Source organism: Vibrio sp. 970, from assembly GCF_033339075.1.
Genome location: NZ_JAWOTW010000005.1, coordinates 114914 through 133338, shown reverse-complemented (window position 1 = coordinate 133338; position 18425 = coordinate 114914). Strand labels below are relative to the sequence as shown.

General features: G+C 45.6%; 16 protein-coding genes. 8 read left to right on the top strand and 8 right to left on the bottom strand.

The window, feature by feature from the left end:
• The first annotated feature begins 39 nt into the window (after window positions 1-39).
• The 5 genes from cobA to cysC all read left to right on the top strand — a co-directional run bounded on the left by cobA (window position 40) and on the right by cysC (window position 5949).
• The gene (gene cobA / locus R7Q11_RS09380) at window positions 40-915 is read left to right on the top strand and encodes a uroporphyrinogen-III C-methyltransferase (protein ID WP_031780800.1); all 876 of its coding nucleotides are present in this window, start codon (window positions 40-42) and stop codon (window positions 913-915) included.
• Between the two features lie 59 nt (window positions 916-974).
• Entirely contained in the window at window positions 975-1883 is a 909-nt protein-coding gene (gene cysD, locus R7Q11_RS09375) for a sulfate adenylyltransferase subunit CysD (RefSeq protein ID WP_005379592.1), read from the top strand.
• 18 nt (window positions 1884-1901) lie between these two features.
• Window positions 1902-3332 (top strand): sulfate adenylyltransferase subunit CysN, encoded by a 1431-nt coding sequence (cysN, locus tag R7Q11_RS09370; protein ID WP_017633444.1) that lies wholly within the window; start codon window positions 1902-1904, stop codon window positions 3330-3332.
• A 250-nt stretch (window positions 3333-3582) separates the two neighbouring features.
• Complete coding sequence (locus R7Q11_RS09365) at window positions 3583-5307, top strand: SLC13 family permease (protein WP_005379596.1); 1725 nt, start codon at window positions 3583-3585, stop codon at window positions 5305-5307.
• Between the two features lie 24 nt (window positions 5308-5331).
• Window positions 5332-5949: an adenylyl-sulfate kinase gene (gene cysC, locus R7Q11_RS09360; protein ID WP_005379598.1), complete on the top strand. Its 618-nt coding sequence runs from the start codon at window positions 5332-5334 to the stop codon at window positions 5947-5949.
• An 89-nt stretch (window positions 5950-6038) separates the two neighbouring features.
• Here the strand turns inward: cysC and R7Q11_RS09355 are convergent, their stop codons facing one another.
• The 7 genes from R7Q11_RS09355 to R7Q11_RS09325 form a co-directional block, all read right to left on the bottom strand.
• Window positions 6039-6944 (bottom strand): TIGR03899 family protein, encoded by a 906-nt coding sequence (locus R7Q11_RS09355; protein WP_005379599.1) that lies wholly within the window; start codon window positions 6942-6944, stop codon window positions 6039-6041.
• A gap of 322 nt (window positions 6945-7266) precedes the next feature.
• Window positions 7267-7761, bottom strand: coding sequence for a DUF3299 domain-containing protein (locus R7Q11_RS09350; protein ID WP_005379600.1), 495 nt, complete (start codon window positions 7759-7761; stop codon window positions 7267-7269).
• 4 nt (window positions 7762-7765) lie between these two features.
• Entirely contained in the window at window positions 7766-9025 is a 1260-nt protein-coding gene (locus R7Q11_RS09345) for an ABC transporter permease (protein WP_053306844.1), read from the bottom strand.
• The gene (locus R7Q11_RS09340) at window positions 9022-9750 is read right to left on the bottom strand and encodes an ABC transporter ATP-binding protein (protein ID WP_225466395.1); all 729 of its coding nucleotides are present in this window, start codon (window positions 9748-9750) and stop codon (window positions 9022-9024) included. The genes R7Q11_RS09345 and R7Q11_RS09340 overlap by 4 nt, the downstream gene beginning before the upstream one ends.
• Window positions 9751-9802: 52 nt before the next feature.
• Window positions 9803-10447: a zinc uptake protein ZrgA gene (zrgA, locus tag R7Q11_RS09335; RefSeq protein ID WP_053349701.1), complete on the bottom strand. Its 645-nt coding sequence runs from the start codon at window positions 10445-10447 to the stop codon at window positions 9803-9805.
• 134 nt (window positions 10448-10581) lie between these two features.
• Entirely contained in the window at window positions 10582-10881 is a 300-nt protein-coding gene (locus R7Q11_RS09330) for a DUF2607 family protein (protein ID WP_005379608.1), read from the bottom strand.
• Window positions 10882-11107: 226 nt separating this feature from the next.
• Window positions 11108-11659 carry a YtfJ family protein gene (locus tag R7Q11_RS09325; RefSeq protein WP_005383122.1) on the bottom strand — a complete coding sequence of 184 codons (552 nt, stop codon included), beginning with the start codon at window positions 11657-11659 and terminating at the stop codon, window positions 11108-11110.
• Window positions 11660-11874: 215 nt separating this feature from the next.
• On the opposite strand from R7Q11_RS09325, the gene R7Q11_RS09320 reads away from it, so the two are divergent.
• On the top strand, window positions 11875-12075 hold the full coding sequence (locus tag R7Q11_RS09320) for a DUF1107 domain-containing protein (RefSeq protein ID WP_005379612.1): 201 nt from the start codon (window positions 11875-11877) through the stop codon (window positions 12073-12075).
• Between the two features lie 70 nt (window positions 12076-12145).
• Here R7Q11_RS09320 and msrA read toward each other — a convergent pair whose 3' ends face one another.
• Complete coding sequence (gene msrA / locus R7Q11_RS09315) at window positions 12146-12784, bottom strand: peptide-methionine (S)-S-oxide reductase MsrA (protein ID WP_225466394.1); 639 nt, start codon at window positions 12782-12784, stop codon at window positions 12146-12148.
• A gap of 167 nt (window positions 12785-12951) precedes the next feature.
• On the opposite strand from msrA, the gene R7Q11_RS09310 reads away from it, so the two are divergent.
• Complete coding sequence (locus tag R7Q11_RS09310; protein ID WP_005383121.1) at window positions 12952-14664, top strand: autotransporter assembly complex protein TamA; 1713 nt, start codon at window positions 12952-12954, stop codon at window positions 14662-14664.
• Entirely contained in the window at window positions 14661-18425 is a 3765-nt protein-coding gene (locus R7Q11_RS09305) for a translocation/assembly module TamB domain-containing protein (RefSeq protein ID WP_225466393.1), read from the top strand. Before R7Q11_RS09310 ends, R7Q11_RS09305 begins: the two co-directional genes overlap by 4 nt.

The following is an 18425-nucleotide window of genomic DNA, read 5'->3' as shown; positions in this document are numbered from 1 at the left end:
ATGCTTGCATAACGATATCAATGGACGATGAGCAAGCACATGGCAACGAACGATTCAGTCACTTCTTTCCCTAAACCAAAGCCCCGGTTAGTTTCTGACAACCCAGTCGCTGGTGTTACTCGTTTTGCAAAGCAATCGCTACAGCCTGGTGAAGTCGCCTTAGTCGGTGCAGGACCAGGCGATCCTGAACTTCTGACGGTGAAAGCACTGAACTGCTTGCAGCAAGCTGATGTGGTTTTGTACGACTACTTGGTGTCTGAAGAAATCATGGCATTGATTCCAAGCGATACGATTTTGGTGTGCGTTGGGAAGCGAGCTGGGCATCACAGTGTGCCGCAGGAGAAGACGAATCAGCTTTTGGTGGATTTTGCCAAGCAGGGCTACAAAGTAGTGCGCATTAAAGGTGGGGATCCGTTTGTATTCGGTCGTGGTGGTGAAGAGTTAGAAGTGCTTGCTGATGCCGGCGTTCGTTTTCAAGTTGTCCCTGGCATTACCGCAGCAGCTGGCGCAACCGCTTATGCTGGTATTCCACTGACTCATCGTGATTATGCGCAATCGGCCATCTTTGTGACTGGCCACTTGAAAGAAGAAAGTGATGAGATGGATTGGTCCACGTTGGCGCGTGGGAATCAGACTTTAGTGATCTACATGGGGCTGATGAAATCACACTATATTCAGAATCAACTCATTAAGCATGGTCGTTCAGCGTCGACTCCGATTGCCATTATTGAGCGTGGCACGCAGATTCAACAAAAAGTATTTACGGGAGAACTCTCCCAACTCTCTGATTTATCGAAGGAAGCACAGTCGCCATCTTTGATTGTTGTCGGAGAGGTAGTGCGACTGTCTCAAAAGTTAGACTGGTTTTTGTCTAGTACTGAATTCAACAAAAGTGCTATTGCCAACTCCATATAATTTCAGACCAAAGATTAGAGACGTAATGCGCCTTCAAGCTTAAAAAGGAAATACAAAACATGGACCAACAACGTTTAACTCACCTTAAACAACTCGAAGCGGAGAGTATCCACATCATCCGTGAAGTTGCGGCTGAGTTTGATAACCCAGTCATGATGTATTCGATTGGTAAAGACTCATCAGTGATGCTGCACCTTGCGCGTAAAGCTTTTTACCCAGGTAAGATTCCATTTCCATTGCTGCATGTCGACACCGATTGGAAGTTCCGCGAGATGATTGAATTTCGTGATCGCACCGCGGCCAAATACGGTTTTGAGCTTTTGGTACATAAGAATCCAGAAGGTCTAGCCATGGGCTGTAGTCCGTTTGTTCATGGTTCTTCTAAGCACACTGACATCATGAAGACTCAAGGCTTAAAACAAGCGCTGAACAAGTACGGTTTTGATGCGGCCTTTGGTGGCGCGCGCCGCGACGAAGAGAAATCACGGGCGAAAGAGCGCGTGTATTCATTCCGCGATAAGAACCATACATGGGACCCTAAAAACCAACGTCCTGAGCTATGGAAGACGTACAACGGTCAGGTTAATAAGGGTGAGAGCATTCGTGTATTCCCGCTGTCTAACTGGACTGAGCTTGATATCTGGCAATACATCTATTTAGAAAACATCGAGATCGTGCCGCTTTACCTCGCGGACAAACGCCCAGTTGTTGAACGCGATGGCATGCTGATCATGGTTGATGATGATCGTATGGAGCTTCAACCGGGTGAAGTGATTGAAGAGAAGAGTGTGCGCTTCCGTACCCTTGGTTGTTATCCATTGACCGGGGCCATCGAGTCTGAAGCGAACACTTTAACTGGCATTATTGAAGAGATGCTGGTGGCAACGTCGAGTGAGCGCCAAGGCCGAGCGATCGACCACGATCAGTCAGGATCGATGGAGCTTAAGAAACGTCAAGGTTACTTCTAAAGGATCTAAGGAAAGATAATGAACAGTGCAGTTGAAGCTCAATTAGCCGAGCTTGGTATCGAAGGCTATTTAACACAACACCAGTACAAGTCGTTACTTAGATTCTTGACTTGTGGCTCGGTGGATGACGGTAAAAGTACATTAATCGGTCGCTTACTCCATGACTCAAAACAAATTTATGAAGATCAGCTAGCGGCAGTGCACTCAGACAGCCAACGTGTGGGCACCACGGGTGAAAAACCTGACCTTGCGTTGTTGGTCGATGGCTTACAAGCTGAGCGCGAGCAGGGGATCACGATTGATGTGGCTTACCGCTATTTCTCGACGCAGAAACGTAAATTCATCATTGCAGATACTCCTGGACACGAGCAGTACACACGTAACATGGCTACAGGCGCATCGACATGTGACTTAGCTGTGATTCTGGTTGATGCACGTAAGGGCATTCTCGATCAAACTCGTCGTCACTCTTTCATTTCCAACCTGTTGGGTTTGAAGCACTTTGTTGTGGCGATCAACAAGATGGACTTAGTGGATTACTCCCAAGAGCGCTTTGAAGAGATCCGCGATGAGTATCTGAAGTTCTCTGAGAATCTGACAGGGGATATTGATATTCAAATCATCCCGATCTCAGCGCTTGAAGGGGACAATGTTGTGGATAAAGGCCAAAACCTGACTTGGTTTAAAGGCCCATCATTGCTTGAGCTTCTTGAAACGGTCGATGTGGATCAAGAAAAAGGCGCGGGTGAATTCCGCTTCCCTGTGCAATACGTTAATCGCCCTAACCTCGATTTCCGTGGTTTTGCGGGGACCATTTCTTCTGGTTCGATCAAAGTCGGTGATGCCATTAAAGCATTGCCATCGGGTAAAACGTCAACTGTGGCACGTATTGTGACATTTGATGGTGATATCGAAGAAGCTCGTGCCGGATTAGCTGTCACTCTGACGCTAAGCGATGAGATCGATATTAGCCGTGGCGATTTGATTGTTCTAGATAATGCTCAAGTGGAAACCACAAACCATTTGCTTGCCGATGTGGTATGGATGACAGAGCAACCCCTGCAACCGGGTCGTGACTATGACATCAAAATCGCAGGTAAGAAAACCGTAGGTCATGTTGAAGCGATTCGTCATCAATATGACATTAATAATCTCTCGACTCATAGCTCGGCAGAGCTGCCATTGAATGGTATTGGTTTGTGTGAATGGTCTCTTAATGAGTCAGTCGCGCTGGACAATTATCAAGACTGTGCAGATACCGGTGGCTTTATCATTATCGATCGTCTGACAAACGTGACGGTTGGTGCCGGCATGGTTAAAGAGAGCCTCGCCGTGGTTGAGCGCGATTTGACGGACATCTCTGCGTTTGAAGTTGAGCTTAATGCGCTTGTCCGTAAACACTTCCCACACTGGGAAGCAAAAGACGTCAGCCAGTTTCTGAAAAAGTAACTGGCTCACCCAAGTACGATAATTTCAGGCACTGTTTGCTGTTGTACTTGGGGTGTCGCTACCTAACTGAATTGCGAAATGTCGTTAGGTATTCTCCTAATACCAGAATGCTTCGGTGGAGCCCAAGAAACCGAGCATTCTGATGTTCTTTTCGCTTGCGCTGATTTTTGTCTGTTTGCTCGTTTGTCGGTGATTCATGGATAAATGAGTCGTTGTTGTGCCCTTTAGGGCTATTTGGTAAGGAAAGGCTATGTGGGAACAAGGGTTTGTGTTAGCGATTTTGCTTGGCATTATCACTTGCTTGCTTGTCACGAAAATTAAGCCTAGTTATGTCTTTGCGGGTGCCGCTTTTATTGCATTCATGGCTGGGATGATGGATTCAGCCACTATCGCATCCAATTTTACCAACTCTTCATTGTTAACCCTGGTTCTATTGATTCTTGCATCCTGTGCTCTAGAAAAAACACTGCTGATCAGTTGGGTGAGCCGAAGTATCTCTGAGGGCCAGTTAGGTAGCGTGATTGCTAAGCTCGGCGTATCGACAGCCTTGCTCTCTTCATTTACGAATAATACCGCTGTGGTTGTTTCATTGATTGGGGCGATTAAGCGTAATCAGCAGCATGCACCTTCGAAATTACTTATCCCCTTGTCTTACGCCGCCATTTTTGGTGGCACATTAACTTTGATTGGTACGTCGACTAACTTAATCATCAACAGCTTTGTCGAAGACGCAGGCTTACCGAGCCTGAGCTTTTTTACACCTACGATGATAGGTTTGGCTGTGCTGGTGGGAGGGATGCTGATTCTTATTCCACTGAGCTACTTGCTACCGAATTATGATGATCAAAACCAAGAAGATTTACCTTACTTTCTTGAGTCTCGCGTTGAGCCTGGCTCACCGCTAGTTGGGCGTACGATCAGCGAGAATAATTTACGTGCGCTGCGCAAACTGTTTCTTGCAGAAGTGGTGCGCGATGGTGTTACTGTTTCTTCTGTGGGACCGGATTTTGTGCTCAATGCAAAAGACCGCCTGTTATTTTGTGGCGATGTTGAGAGCGTCGCGACCCTGCAAGAAATTCCGGGCCTCAAGTTGTTTGGTCAGCAGCACTTAAATGGGCAAAACTTTATCGAAGTTGTGGTGAGCTCGTCGGCGACATTTTGCTACAAAACCCTCAAAGAGAGCCGATTCCGCGACCGATTCGATGCCGTTGTTGTGGCGATTCGCCGAGGCCACGAACGCCTAGAAGGTGGCTTGGGTAGTATTACCTTAGCGCCTGGGGACACGTTAGTTCTGGTTCCAGGAAAGCGTTTTGAGTCTGAACGCCGAGCTCATCGTAAAGAGTTTGTTTTAGTGCATGACTTGGACTCTAGCGCTCGGCTTGATACGAATAAGTCTTCCATTGTATTACTGGGCTTTGCAGCCGTAATTGGATGCGCTCTATTAGAGTTAGTACCGATTATTAAAGGTCTAGCTGCGTACCTTATCGCGCTTATTGCGTTTGGTATTGTGCAGATTTCAGAACTGCGCCGCCGTTTTCCGATCGATATCGTCGTGATTGTCGGTTCCGCTTTGTCTATTGCTCAACTGATGATCTCTTCTGGATTGTCAGAAAGAATGGGAGTGATGTTTATTGAAGCGTTTAATGGCTGGGGAGTATTTGGTGCCTTGGTGGCGACTTATATCATGACATTGGTACTCACTGAATTGGTGACAAACAATGCCGCGGCTGCGCTTTCTTTTCCTATCGGCTATAGCATGGCGGTGGGTTATGGCGTGGATCCGATGCCATTCATCATGGCGGTTTTGTTCGGCGCGAGTGCGAGCTTTATCTCTCCCTACGGTTACCAAACTAACCTGCTGGTGTACAGCGTAGGAAATTACAAATTGACCGACTACGTGAGAATTGGAGTGCCAATTTCGATTGTGTACTCTGTATTAGTACTTACTTTGATCCCGGTCTTTTTCCCGTTTTAATTCCGATATTTACAAGGATACGTTATGACTGCCGAAACGACGGTAAAAGATGAAAACATTGTTTGGCACCAGCATTCGGTTGATAAACAGTTTCGTGCTGAATTAAAGAAGCAAAAACCTGCCGTATTGTGGTTCACTGGCTTATCTGGAGCGGGTAAATCAACCGTAGCGGGGGCGTTGGAAAATCGCCTTGCAGCATTGGGTTACCACACCTATTTATTGGATGGTGACAATGTACGACATGGTTTGTGTAGCGATTTAGGTTTTTCTGAACAGGACCGTCGCGAGAACATTCGTCGTATTGGTGAACTGGCGAAGTTGATGGCAGATGCGGGTTTAATTGTTCTGTCGGCGTTTATTTCACCGCATCGTGCAGAGCGGAAGTTAGTGCGCGATTTATTGCCAGAAGGCGAGTTTATCGAAGTGTATGTCAATGCATCTCTAGAGGTTTGCGAAGGTCGAGATCCTAAGGGTTTATACCGTAAAGCCCGTGCGGGAGAGATTCCTAATTTCACTGGTATTGATTCGGAATATCAAGCGCCAGAGAACCCTGAAATCGATTTGCCCGCGGGAGAAAAGAGTGTCGATGAGCTGGTGGATTTGTGCTTAATCGATCTTAAACAACGCGGTGTGATCCGATAAAAAAGCATTTAGATCATAGGTGACCTAAAGCTCTTTGAGCAGCTGGAGAAGTATTTGGATCATAGGTGATCAAATGCTTCTCAAGCTGGCTAGACGGTATGATGAACCGTACTTTTAGCTTCACTATGGACACTAAATCTATGATTTAACAGTGCAAGCATTTGATCGTAGTATTCGGCATGTGGTTTGTTTCCGAGCAAGGTACAGAGCTCATTGCCTGTGGGTGTGAAGCGGTAATATAAAAGGCGGACACCTTTACTGTTTACGTTCAGTGACAAGTTTTTACCTTGGTAGGTGAGGACCAACGGTGTTTCGATACTAATTTCGCCAGATTCAAGTTCGGCACTGTGCAGCAGCCCTAATTCAATTAAGAGCAACAAGCTTGAATACGGCAGTTGAAAACTTCCCATATTTAGGCTGTTAGCGACGTCTCGCTTGCCGAAGCTAAATATGCCTCCTTGGGCTTTGTAACCAATCAGCAGTTTTCTGCTGTGATCCCCTCCAAAACTGCACGCTAAAGAGGCGGCTCTTTGCAGAGTTTGTGCTTCCTTTGGTGACATATCCTTGAGGGTTTTCAACGCTTTCATGGACGTTGAACCCGGATTGGTCACTTCACGCTTCATCACTTGAGCCCATAGCTTTTGCATCGCGCTGTTATGGATGTCTTGAGCCATCTCAAAAAATCGATGCAACCAATCTTGGTCTGGCTCTCCCGCTGTCTCATCTCGGCATGAACTGTGCGCTAATTTTAAAATCTGTTCTAAGTTTTTTTGTCGCTGTTCTTGGCGTCGTTGCTCTCGCAATTGGGCTCTTTCAAACGCAGATTTGGCTGGCGGTTCGGTTTGCAGTAAGGCGTCAAGACCGTGTATTTGGGCTATGGTTTTTACCTTACTAGCACTGTCTTTTATGTAGCCTTGTTTCTTTTCTTGTTGCGTATTTTTTTTTGTGTCTGACTGATGTTCGATGACAACAGGTTGCTTTGTCGGGTCTGCCATTCGTTTTCCTACCAAGAACTGCGCGGTTCGCACGTTTAAATTTACACCTTATCTGACCAAGCGACCAGACAGGAGTTCTCAGTTTTTGAACGAATAGGGCTATTCAAAATGATAATGAGTTGTTAAAATTGTTATCGTTATTTTGGAGGGGCTATGAAGTTCTCAGAAGCAGGTAAACTCAAAAAGCACCTGTCGATAGCGTTTCTTTTGGTTATTTATGTGGGCGTGTTAGCGTATTTATCTCGTTATATCGTGTAGCACAAAGCTAAAAAAGGCGCCAGTGTGACGCCTTAGGTGTAGCGAGGCTTATCGACGACTTAAATTACATATCGTCGTAGGCTTCTATTTCTGATCCCTCAATAACGTAAGCCGTTTCTGCCAGTTCGTGGTTTATCGTCTCGGTTTTCAACGTTCCAACCACATATATAACATCCCACAACTCTTGAACAGGCGCGCCTTTCGGAAACTTCACGTAAATGATCTGGTTTGGAGGCGGTGGTGGCACGTGAATACAAGCTCCAAAATATGGCACCAATAAAAATTCGGTGACGGTATCGGCATCACCTTCAAGTGGGATAACAAACCCCGGAATTTTAACTTGGCTTCCGTTCAGTTCTGGTCGAACGTTACCAATCTTGGACTGCTGGGCTGCGCCACCACTGTGATCAGATGCGGGCATGCCTATACTGTCGAACAATTTACGCTCTTTTTCTGGAACAAGGTCAATCCAGTCAAGCTTTAATGGTTCTTCGCTGGCCATAACAGGCGCTGTGAATGCGACGACCAGCAAGCAACTTGCGAGTATTTTTTTCCACATTTTATTAAATCCTTATTGTCATTCCGTCACTCAGTGACTGTCGGTAGGCGCGGAGTGCGGGAATGAAACCAATCACAATACCAGCGCATTGTACGAAACCTAATAGCATCCACTCATAAGTAGATAAGATGCTTAAGGTGAGATGTATTCCATAGTGCTGTTGGATGATCGGCTGCGCGATAGCAAGAATGGCATACAGCCCAGTAACGCCAGTAATAATACCAGCAGCAGTAAGCAAGCTGGCTTCACTAATTAAGAGTGAGAAAACATGACGAGGCCTTGCTCCCATGGCACGCAAAATCGCCATTTCACGGCGGCGTTCCTGTAGGCTAGTTAATAGACTGCTTAACATACCTAACAACCCTGCGATCACGACAAAACCAGATACTGCCATTAGGGCTTGCTCTGCAACCGACATCATTCCCCATAACTCATGCAACGCAACGCCGGGCATAATGGCGCTGAGCGGCTCTTTGGGGTAGGTGTTAATTTGTCTTTGCAGGGCGAAAGTTTGAATACGAGATTTCAAACCAACGAGCATAGCGGTAATTTGTTTGGGCTGAAAGTCTCTGTTTTTGAGATCTTGTGCCTTGGGTGTCGGGCCCAAACGCGCACCACTTTCCCATCCGACGTGAATGGCTTCGATGGCTTCCAATGATACATGGACAGTTTTGTCGACTGGTGTTCCTGTAGGTGCAAGGATACCGACAACTTTAAATGGCAGATTGTCATGACGGCTAAAGCCAACGTCGCTAATGCCGTGGGCAATGATGATTTCGCTACCGATATCATAACCAAGTTGTTTAGCGACATCAGAACCTAGCACGGTTTCAAATAAACCATTGAATTCTCTACCCTTGCCAAATGTTAGTGGTTGCTTACTTCCAAACTTGTAATGCTCAAAGTAACTGTGATTGGTTCCCATAACTCGGAAGCCTTTATGCGAGTCGCCAAGCGAGATTGGAATAGCCCAATCGACTGAACGATGATTGGCAAACTCTTGGTAGCTTTTCCAATCGATGTTGTTGGTCGCATTACCAATACGAAACACAGAATAGAGCAATAGGTTCACTTGCCCAGAGCGTCCACCAATAATGAGGTCTGTGCCTGAAATTGTATTGGCGAAGCTATCCTTGGCTTGAGTTCGGATACGCTCGACGCCCAAGAGGAGTACCACAGAAATCGCAACGGTCATGATGGTTAGAATTGCCGTCGCTTTGCGGTTCATCAAGCTTTTCCAGGCGAGCTTTACAACAGCACTCATGATATGGCTCCTAGGCTAGATACTTGATTAATGTCGGGTAGATTGAGCGTGCGATCGAATAAGGGTTCGAGTGTTGGGTCGTGGCTAACGAATACCAGTGTGGCATTGGCTTGATTCGCTTGCTCCATAAGGAGCTCAATAAATGCTTTACGATTGTCATAGTCTAAAGCTGAGGTTGGTTCGTCAGCGATCACTAACTCTGGATGTCCTATCAGAGCTCGAGCCGCAGCCACACGTTGTTGTTGACCAATACTCAATTCAGAGACAGGGCGTGTATGAAGCTCGTTTGGCAAGTGCAGTCGTTCTAGTAGGGCCTGAGCCTGTTCATTTAACGTTTGAGATGAGGCACCTAAATGGGCACGGTCACGTCGTATTTTACTGAACTGACATGGCAATAATACGTTTTCAAGTACGTTAAGGTACGGCAATAAATTGAACTGTTGAAAGATGTAGCCAATATGATTGGCGCGAAAGCGGTCTCTCTGACTGGCACTTAAACTAGCAAGGTCAGTATCGAGTACAGATAGAGAGCCTGAAGTTAATGTGTTAATCCCCGTCAACAAAGCGAGCAAGGTCGATTTACCGCAGCCACTTGGACCTTTGATAAACACATGCTCGCCTTGTGTAATGTGTAATTTGGGGATGCAGATGGTTGCGTTGGTTGAACCGGGCCAGAAAAATTGGGCATCCTCTAGCTCGACAACATTTGGTGTGGTTTCAGTCATATTAAATCACCAAAGCTGTGGCGTGTAAGTGGGTACTTACACGCCACTCGTGTTATTTGATTACGATTTGGGTGTTATCTTTGCTTAATTTAATTGCTGATTGCATGGTATCAGTGAATATATTGACGCTGATGGACTCTGTAGTTGGGAATTGGTTAAACCAATCGGTTTGGATTTGGCTAAGCTGATTAACTTGTTCGCAACTGAAGCGATATTGCACCGAAAATTCACCGTGACCGCCATGATCGTGCGCCTCATCATGATCGTCATGGTGGTCATGTTTATCATTATGATCATGATGTTCGTGCCCTTCATGATCGTGATGTGCATGGTCATCATGGTCGTGCTCACTATGATCATGTTCCTCATGAGTTTCGCTTAGGTTGTGGCTCACGTAAGCTTCTTCAATATTACAATCAGCTTGTGAGTTAATAGCGAACAATGCGTTGCTGTCTTCGAGTGTAGCGACGGCTTGTTTAAGCGCTTGCTCTTGTTGCGCGTTTTCTGGAGCATGCTCGAAACCCACAACATCAGCTCCAGGAGCTGTGATCTCTACTAACAGATCTTTGCCATCTTGGGCGATATTAAACTCGACGTGACCATGCACATGAGCACCATGCTGGCGGTATTCGTTTGCATTCGCTGCTGTCGATAAAGTGAGGCCAATAGCAAGGGCTAAAACGTGTTTTGATGACATTGTATTTTTCCTAATTTTACTGGCATTAACCAAAGGCGGTATTGCTCAGATTCGAGTTTCACTAAGTTATTGTTCCCTGACACACTAGGTGCGGGAATGAACTCAATAATTTTGAGTGTGGAATAGTTTGGAAATTAAGCAAAATAAGGAGGGGCACGAGCAGCGCCAAGAACTTCTTCGCCGTACACGAGATGCAAAAAAACATGATGATGCTGGGCGCGCGTAAAAGTCGGTGTAGAGAGGGTAGGTTGTACCTTTGCTATACCGTGCTGAACACCAGAAAATAATTGGCAATGATGATGGGTATGATGGTCGGGCGTCAGATCGACTTGATGGAGTACAACCGCAAAGTTCCAAGCGATCAGCAACGCAACACTGAAAAATAAAGCAGTGCGATACCAATATCTTAGTGTTTTTTGCTGGTGGTGGTACATCTGAGCTCCTCTTACCGACTGTTATAATATAACACCCATAATGAATAAAAGTTCACTCTTTTGTTGGCTAGCAGAAAAATTTAACTCCACACATACGTGCCGAAAAATATTGGTAATACTCTCTGTGGAAGTGTCGCACTTATAAAGAGCAGAGTTGTCACTGCCCATGCTTCTAATCAAATTCATATAGCTCCTTACAACAAGAACAAGGAGCCATTCAATGAAGCTAGATGTTCTGTTTAATAAGCTCAATGACTTTTGTTATCTCATCTTGCTCAAGTGCGCCCTCTTTGACAAACAGAACTTTGCCCGTTTTGTCTTGAACAATAATGGCCGAGCTTTCTTCTTTCAGGTCCCAAGTATTGGCAACTACGCCATTTTCATCAAGAACCATGGATGACCAAGGAAACTCTTTTTTGCTGTCTTGAGCTGAAGACTTCACGAAAGAGCCTGTCCCCCAAATTGCATCATCTTGGTTGATGATAGTCGTCGTCTGGTAGCTTTCTTGTGGAAAATTTGCCGCTGTTATTGCCGACATTAAAGGGGCATTCATCTCTTTTGAACTACTACGGCCTGCGATGGCTTGAATAACACGAACTTTGCCTTGCATATGTTGAGTTGCCCAGGGTTGGTATGCAACGCCTTCGCCTTGTAAAACAATCTCGCCGTAAGCGGCAACATTGACAGGAGGAACGCTTTTACCCACTGACAAGTTGTGTGCAAAGGTCAAGCTTGGCGTTAAGGCCAGTAGTAGAGGTAGGAGAGTCTTAGTTTTCATATTGTTATATTCCGTACGAGGTTTGGAAGCTTCCAGTATATATCCAGATCTTAGAAATTTGTAGGACCGTTGATAACATTTATTTAACGTATGGAGTGGTGTAATCTTGCGTTATATTTAGAATTTGCTAAAATGATTTCCGTCGCAAATTGCGCATTAAGATTGCAGAGGAAAAATAAGCAATCCGTGTTTTCTCAAAGGAATTGAGGTGAGTTATGCTACGTGAGTTTGCTGTATATCGACCATTACAAGTGGCCCGTTTTGTTAAAACGTTGTTCAAAGGTCAATTTTTTATTGTTGGGGTTGGCTGTTTTCAGTTCGACAATGGCAAAGTGTTACTACCTGACGTCAACGATCATAAAAGGCTCACCATCTTTAAAGAAGTCAACCAAGTGATAGCATCATTATCGGCTTAGTTAGCTTGGTACCCACTTAGATTTAGAAAAGAGCGACCATATCGGTCGCTCTTTTTGTTGCTAGTTAGGTTTATCCTTGGAGGCTTGGTGGGAAGCAAACTCCCGTTCCTCCGATGCCACAGTAACCATCAGGGTTTTTCGCCAAATATTGCTGGTGGTAGGTTTCCGCAAAGTAATACGGACCTGCTGGTTGTATTTCGGTGGTGATGTTCGCGCGCTGCTCTTCTTGCAGTGCTTGCTGATACAAGAGTTTCGATTTCTCTGCGCTCTCGAGCTGCTCCGTCGAATAAGTGTAAATTGCAGAACGATATTGAGTACCTAAGTCGTTACCTTGACGCATTCCCTGAGTTGGGTCGTGTTTTTCCCAAAAAACAGCCAGTAGCTTTTCTAATGGGATGACGCGTTCATCGAAAACGACTCGAACGACTTCTGTATGACCCGTTTTACCCGTACAGACTTCTTCATACGTGGGATTGGGTGTGTAACCCCCAGCGTAACCGACCGAAGTAGATACAACGCCGTCGAGTTGCCAAAATACGCGCTCAGCGCCCCAAAAACAGCCCATTCCGAGCAAAATCTGCTGTTGGTGTGACGCAAGAGGCGCCTTTAGGTTAGATTTATTTACAAAATGATGATCGTCAATCTGCATTGGTTGATCTCTACCTGGCAAGGCATCTTCTATACTGATCAATGTTTGTTTGTTGAGCATGGTATTTGTCCTTCAATACGTGTCTTAAATTTGCGAACTTTTTCATTTCGTCTGTATCTGATGCTGTGATGACATAGACCGCGTTAAACCTATTAATATTACAGACTTAGAATCTAATTGGCGTTATCATTATTTACGTTTACTTAACCTCATTCAGCCATAAAAGCATGATAAAAAAAGCTCTCCCCACCATTGTTGGCCTGTTTGCCTTTTCTCATGGTGCCTATGCCGATGTTTCTTTGACTTTGAAAGGCATTGATGGCGCTTTAGAAGAGAATGTCAGTGCGTATCTATCATCTATTCCAGAGAAGGATTACTCCACTTCTCTGCGTTTTCAAGCGAGATTAGATCAAAGTATCACTGAAGCGCTTAACGCGCTTGGGTATTATCATGCAAAAATTTCATACTCTATTCCTGAAGCGAATGATGAGTTAATTGTGCTCATCAAGCCGGGCTTGCCAGTGAAAGTGAAAGTCATGGATGTGGTCATCACTGGAGAGGCCAAGGACGATGAAGAGTTTGCAAAACTTATTGAGCGCTCTCCGCTCAAAGTTGGTCAAGTTTTGAATCAAGGCCAATACGACAGCCTTAAGTCAGGCATTCGTAACTTGGCGCTTCAGCGTGGTTACTTCAATGGTGAGTTTACGCTAAGTCGATTAGAGGTTATCCCTGATCTGAACGAAGCTAATGTCCGTTTGCACTACAGCAGTGGAATACGTTTCAATTTTGGCGACGTTTCTTTTATTGGCAACCACATCTGGGAAGACCGTGTCGCATCACTACAACCTTTTAAAGAAGGGGACCCATACAACGTTTCGAAGCTGGGCGAGTTTAACCAGAAGCTATCAAATACGGAGTGGTTTTCCTCAGTTTTTGTTGAGCCTGAATTGGATAGGCTTGATGATGGCCGAGACTTGCCAATTAAAGTGTCTTTATCTCCTGCTTCGAAGAATCAGATCGAGACGGGTATTGGTTACTCAACGGATGTCGGCGTTCGAGGAACGTTGAAGTGGAAGAAACCTTGGGTGAGCTCCCGAGGACACAGTTTCAACACTGCTTTATCCCTATCTAAGCCAGAGCAAACTGTGACTGCTTCTTACAAAATTCCTTTAGAAGATGTCGCTAACGATTATTATCAAGTTCAATATGGGCTTAAAAACCTAGACAACCGTGACACGCAGAGTATCGAGTCTAACCTTGCAGTGGAACGTCATTGGTTAGCAGACGGTGGTTGGCATAATACCGTTTATGTTCGTCATTTGTACGAGAGCTTTACGCAAGGTTTACAAGATGATGAATTCAACTTCGTACTTCCAGGTGCGACATTTTCTCGGACTAGGGTTCGAGGGGGCAATATGCCAATGTGGGGAGACAAGCAAAGCATCACTATTGAGTATGGTGATACCGCTATGCTTTCTGAAACTAGAGTGCTCCGCTTAATTGGCTCGACTTCTTGGATTCGTGGTATTGGAGAGAATCATCGTGGTTTGTTCCGCTTAGAAGGTGGTGCGAATATTACCGATGAACTTGAAAAGCTATCACCGTCGCTGCGTTTCTTCGCAGGTGGTGACAATAATATTCGTGGTTACGGCTATGAATCTATTTCACCTGTGGATGAGAGTGGTGCTTTGACGGGTGGTAAATACATTGTTAGCAGTACATTAGAATACCAATATCGTGTTTATGGAAACTGGTGGGCTGCAACGTTTTACGATATTGGTGATGCGTTTAATGAAACACCAGATTGGAAATCAGGTGCTGGTGTTGGTATCCGCTGGGCGTCTCCGGTGGGCCCTGTTAGTTTTGATTTTGCATGGGGGTTGGATGCAAAACCAGAACGAGAGTTTCGTATCCACTTCTCATTGGGGCCTGAGCTATGATCAAAATGATGTTTAAGTGGACCAAATGGCTGTCGCTCAGTTTTATTGGTCTATTGCTGTTGCTCATCATTATTGTCGCGACAGTTTTGTTTACCCACCCAGGCCTCAAATTTGCCTTGTGGGGAGCCGAAAAAGCATTACCACAATTGCAGATTGAAAAAGTGCAGGGTTCATTGTTTCCTCGCTTCGAACTGCATAACGTCAGTTTTGTCGATGAGTCTTTGAATATCGACGCCAAAGTCGAGCGTTTAGCATTGGCAGTGAACTTCCGCTGTTTCTTTGACCCTAAGGTCTGTGTCGATGAGTTAAGACTGCAGGGGCTTGACTTTAAGATGCCAGAGCTACCGCCAGCAAGCGAGGAGCAAGAGGAAACACCACCACTGCGCTCTATCAGTACGCCAGTGCCAATTTTTGTTAATAAAGTCAGCTTTAATGATATCAATGTCAATGTGCTGGGCAATCAAATTGATTGGCAAACATTCTCGACCGCTTTGTCGATGCAAGGCGATCGTTTGGTGATCGCACCTACCGCGTTGAAAGACATTAATGTGGCTTTAGCACCAAGTGAGGCTGAACCTGAAGCGGCTGCCGAGGAGCCGAAAGAAACTGACGTTACGCCGCAAGATATTGTGTTACCCGAAGTATGGATTCCACTGACGGTTGAAGCGCGTCGTCTTGATATTCACAATTTCAAACTGGCGGGTGAAACGCCAGTGATCGTCAATCATCTTGGTTTGGTTGCAAGAGCAGGCGGTGAACGTGTTGATGTCAAAACGTTAGAGCTCGACATGCCAGAAGTGGAAGGCAAGTTGAGCACACAAGTGACGCTTTCTTCTGATTACCCTATCAAAGCGCAATTGGACGCGTTAGTGAAGCAAGCGGATGCGAAGGGACAAAAACTGTCGCTTTCGGTCTCGGGTTCGGTTGGTGATTTGTCACTAAATGCTACGCTTTCTGAGCTTGTACAAGCGGAGATCAAAGGTGATATTCAACCGCTTAAAACACAGTTGCCGTTTGATGTCGCGATTAAAAATGTACAGGCGCAATGGCCGCTATTTGGACAAAGCGATTACCAGGTTTCTGTACCAAGCTTGGCGGCAAAAGGCTCACTTGATGGCTACGAAGTCGCATTAGAAACCAAAGCTTCGGGCAAAGATATTCCCGCCGTTGATGTCGCACTAAACGGCAAAGGTACGCTAGAGCAAATTGACCTCGAAAGCCTTGTAGTGAAAACCTTAGGGGGCGAACTCTCTGGGAAAGTCATGGCCAATTGGGCCGCGCCAATCAACTGGCAAGCTGACTTGAACCTGAAAAACATTCAACCAGGTTTACAATGGAAAGAAGCTGAAGGGGATATCAGCGGTAACCTTTCGACTTCGGGGTCGTTAACAGAACAAGGCGGTTGGCAAGTCAGTTTGCCTAAGTTAGACATTGACGGCATTTTGCGAGGGTATCCGCTGAATGTTGAAGGGCAACTTGAAGCGTCTGATAAAAACGGCAAAGGCGAAGACATCCAACTTACCACTCAGGGTCTAGCGCTTTCTCATGGTCCAAACCAACTGAGTGCAAAGGGTAAGATCGATAAGCAAATTCTGATGGATGTTGAGGTTAACTTCCCTGATTTTGCGAAAAGTGTTCCGGATCTTGCAGGTAAAATGCAAGGTAAAGTCGCACTACGTGGTAGCTTGAAAGAACCAGACATCAATCTTGCTCTCGCTTTAAATCAGATAAACTGGCAGCAACAGGCGAACGTAGAAACGATCACTTTAAAGGGTGATGTGAAGCCTCTGCCAGCACCAAAAGCGAACATAAGCCTTATTGCGAACAACATTACCTATGACGACATAAAAGTTGATAGTGCTGACCTTGAAGTCTCTGGGGATGAAAAACTGCATCAACTTACGCTCGATGTAGTGTCTGACCTAGTGTCGACCAGTTTAGAAATTGAAGGGACATTCCAGCAGAAACCAGAAATGATTTGGGATGGGGCGCTGCGCCGCTTGACGCTGAGCTCGCAACAAGGCCCGTGGGCGTTGCAAAAATCGACCGCGGTGAAGGTCAATATCGACAAACAGATCGCGAACGTTCAAGCGCATTGTTGGTTGCAAGCGGAGTCGAGCGTATGTCTAACCGAAGACATTAGTGTCGGTAAGAGTGGCCAGGCGAAGTTAGCCATCAATGATTTTGATTTTGACCAAATCAAACAATTCCTGCCGTCAGAAACCAAGCTGCAAGGCTCGGTTAATGCACAGGCTTTTGCTAAATGGGCACCAGAGAAAAAGCCTGAAGTAACCTTAAGTGTCAATATGCCAAAAGGCCAAGTTGAACAAGCGCTTGAACAGCCAATTAAAGTCGGTTGGGAAAGCTTCAACTTTAAAGCAGCATTAGCGAAAGACAAGCTTGATGCCGAGTGGCTATTTGATGTGAAAGATAACGGTGACTTGTCTGGTAAGGTTTCTTTACTGAATGTCTCGTCTGAAAAGCCCACTATTGATGGTAAGGTTTCACTCTCTACGTTCCACTTGGATTTCTTGGCACCGTTGATTGGTGAGTACAGCTTGTTTAAAGCAAACATGAATACTGACCTAGCGATATCAGGTGACGTCATGCATCCGAAGGTGAATGGTCAGTTCTTGATTGACCAAATGAAGCTACAGGGTGAAGTCACACCGATAGATATAAACTCAGGGCAGGTCGTCATCAACTTTAAAGGCCATCAAGCGGACTTGGATGCCGGAATTCTAACCCCGGATGGTGAGTTGAACGTTACCGGTGATGCCGACTGGCAGGACTTACAGAACTGGCGCACTAAAGCGCGTGTATTTGCTAAAGAGCTCAATGTTGATGTGCCTCCAATGGTAAAAATCAAAGTTGAGCCTGACATGACAATAGATGTGACCCCTCAGCTTGCGAAAATTGAGGGTGATATTAATTTGCCATGGGGAAGAATTGTCGTCGAAGAGCTTCCACCAAGTGCAGTAGGCGTATCGAGTGATACCGTTATTCTCGATAAAAACTTGCAGCCAGTGGACGATGTGGCTGCGATGCCGTTTGATGTGGAAACGAACATCAACATTAAAATTGGTGATGACTTCCAACTTGCCGCTTTTGGCTTAAAAGGTGGGTTGAAAGGGAACCTAAACGTGACACAAAAAGACAAAGGTCCGTTCATCGTTGGTGAAGTGAATGTTGTCGATGGTTCTTATCGTTCGTTTGGTCAGGACTTATTGATTAAAGAAGGTAAGATTCTGATGAATGGTCCACCAGATCAACCTTACTTGTCTATCAAAGCGATTCGTAATCCAGACAATACCCAAGATGATGTCATTGCGGGGGTACAAGTGTCGGGCCCAGCATCTGATCCGAGTATAGAAATTTTCTCAGAGCCCGCGATGAACCAAGCCAATGCACTTTCTTATCTACTTCGTGGTCAAGATATTGATGGTGAAGCCGGTGGTAATGCAATGACGACTACCTTAATTGGTTTAAGCTTGGCGAAGAGTGGTCGTGTGGTTGGTGAAATCGGTGAAGCCTTTGGCGTACAGGATTTACAGCTGGACACTGCTGGTTCGGGCGATGATTCGCAAGTGACGGTGAGTGGTTATATTCTGCCAGGTTTGCAGGTGAAATATGGTGTCGGCATCTTTAACTCCCTAGGTGAGTTCACTGTGCGTTACCGATTGATGCAAGACTTGTATTTAGAAGCGGTATCTGGTGTAGATAGCGCCGTTGACCTACTCTATCAGTTTGAGTTCGATTAA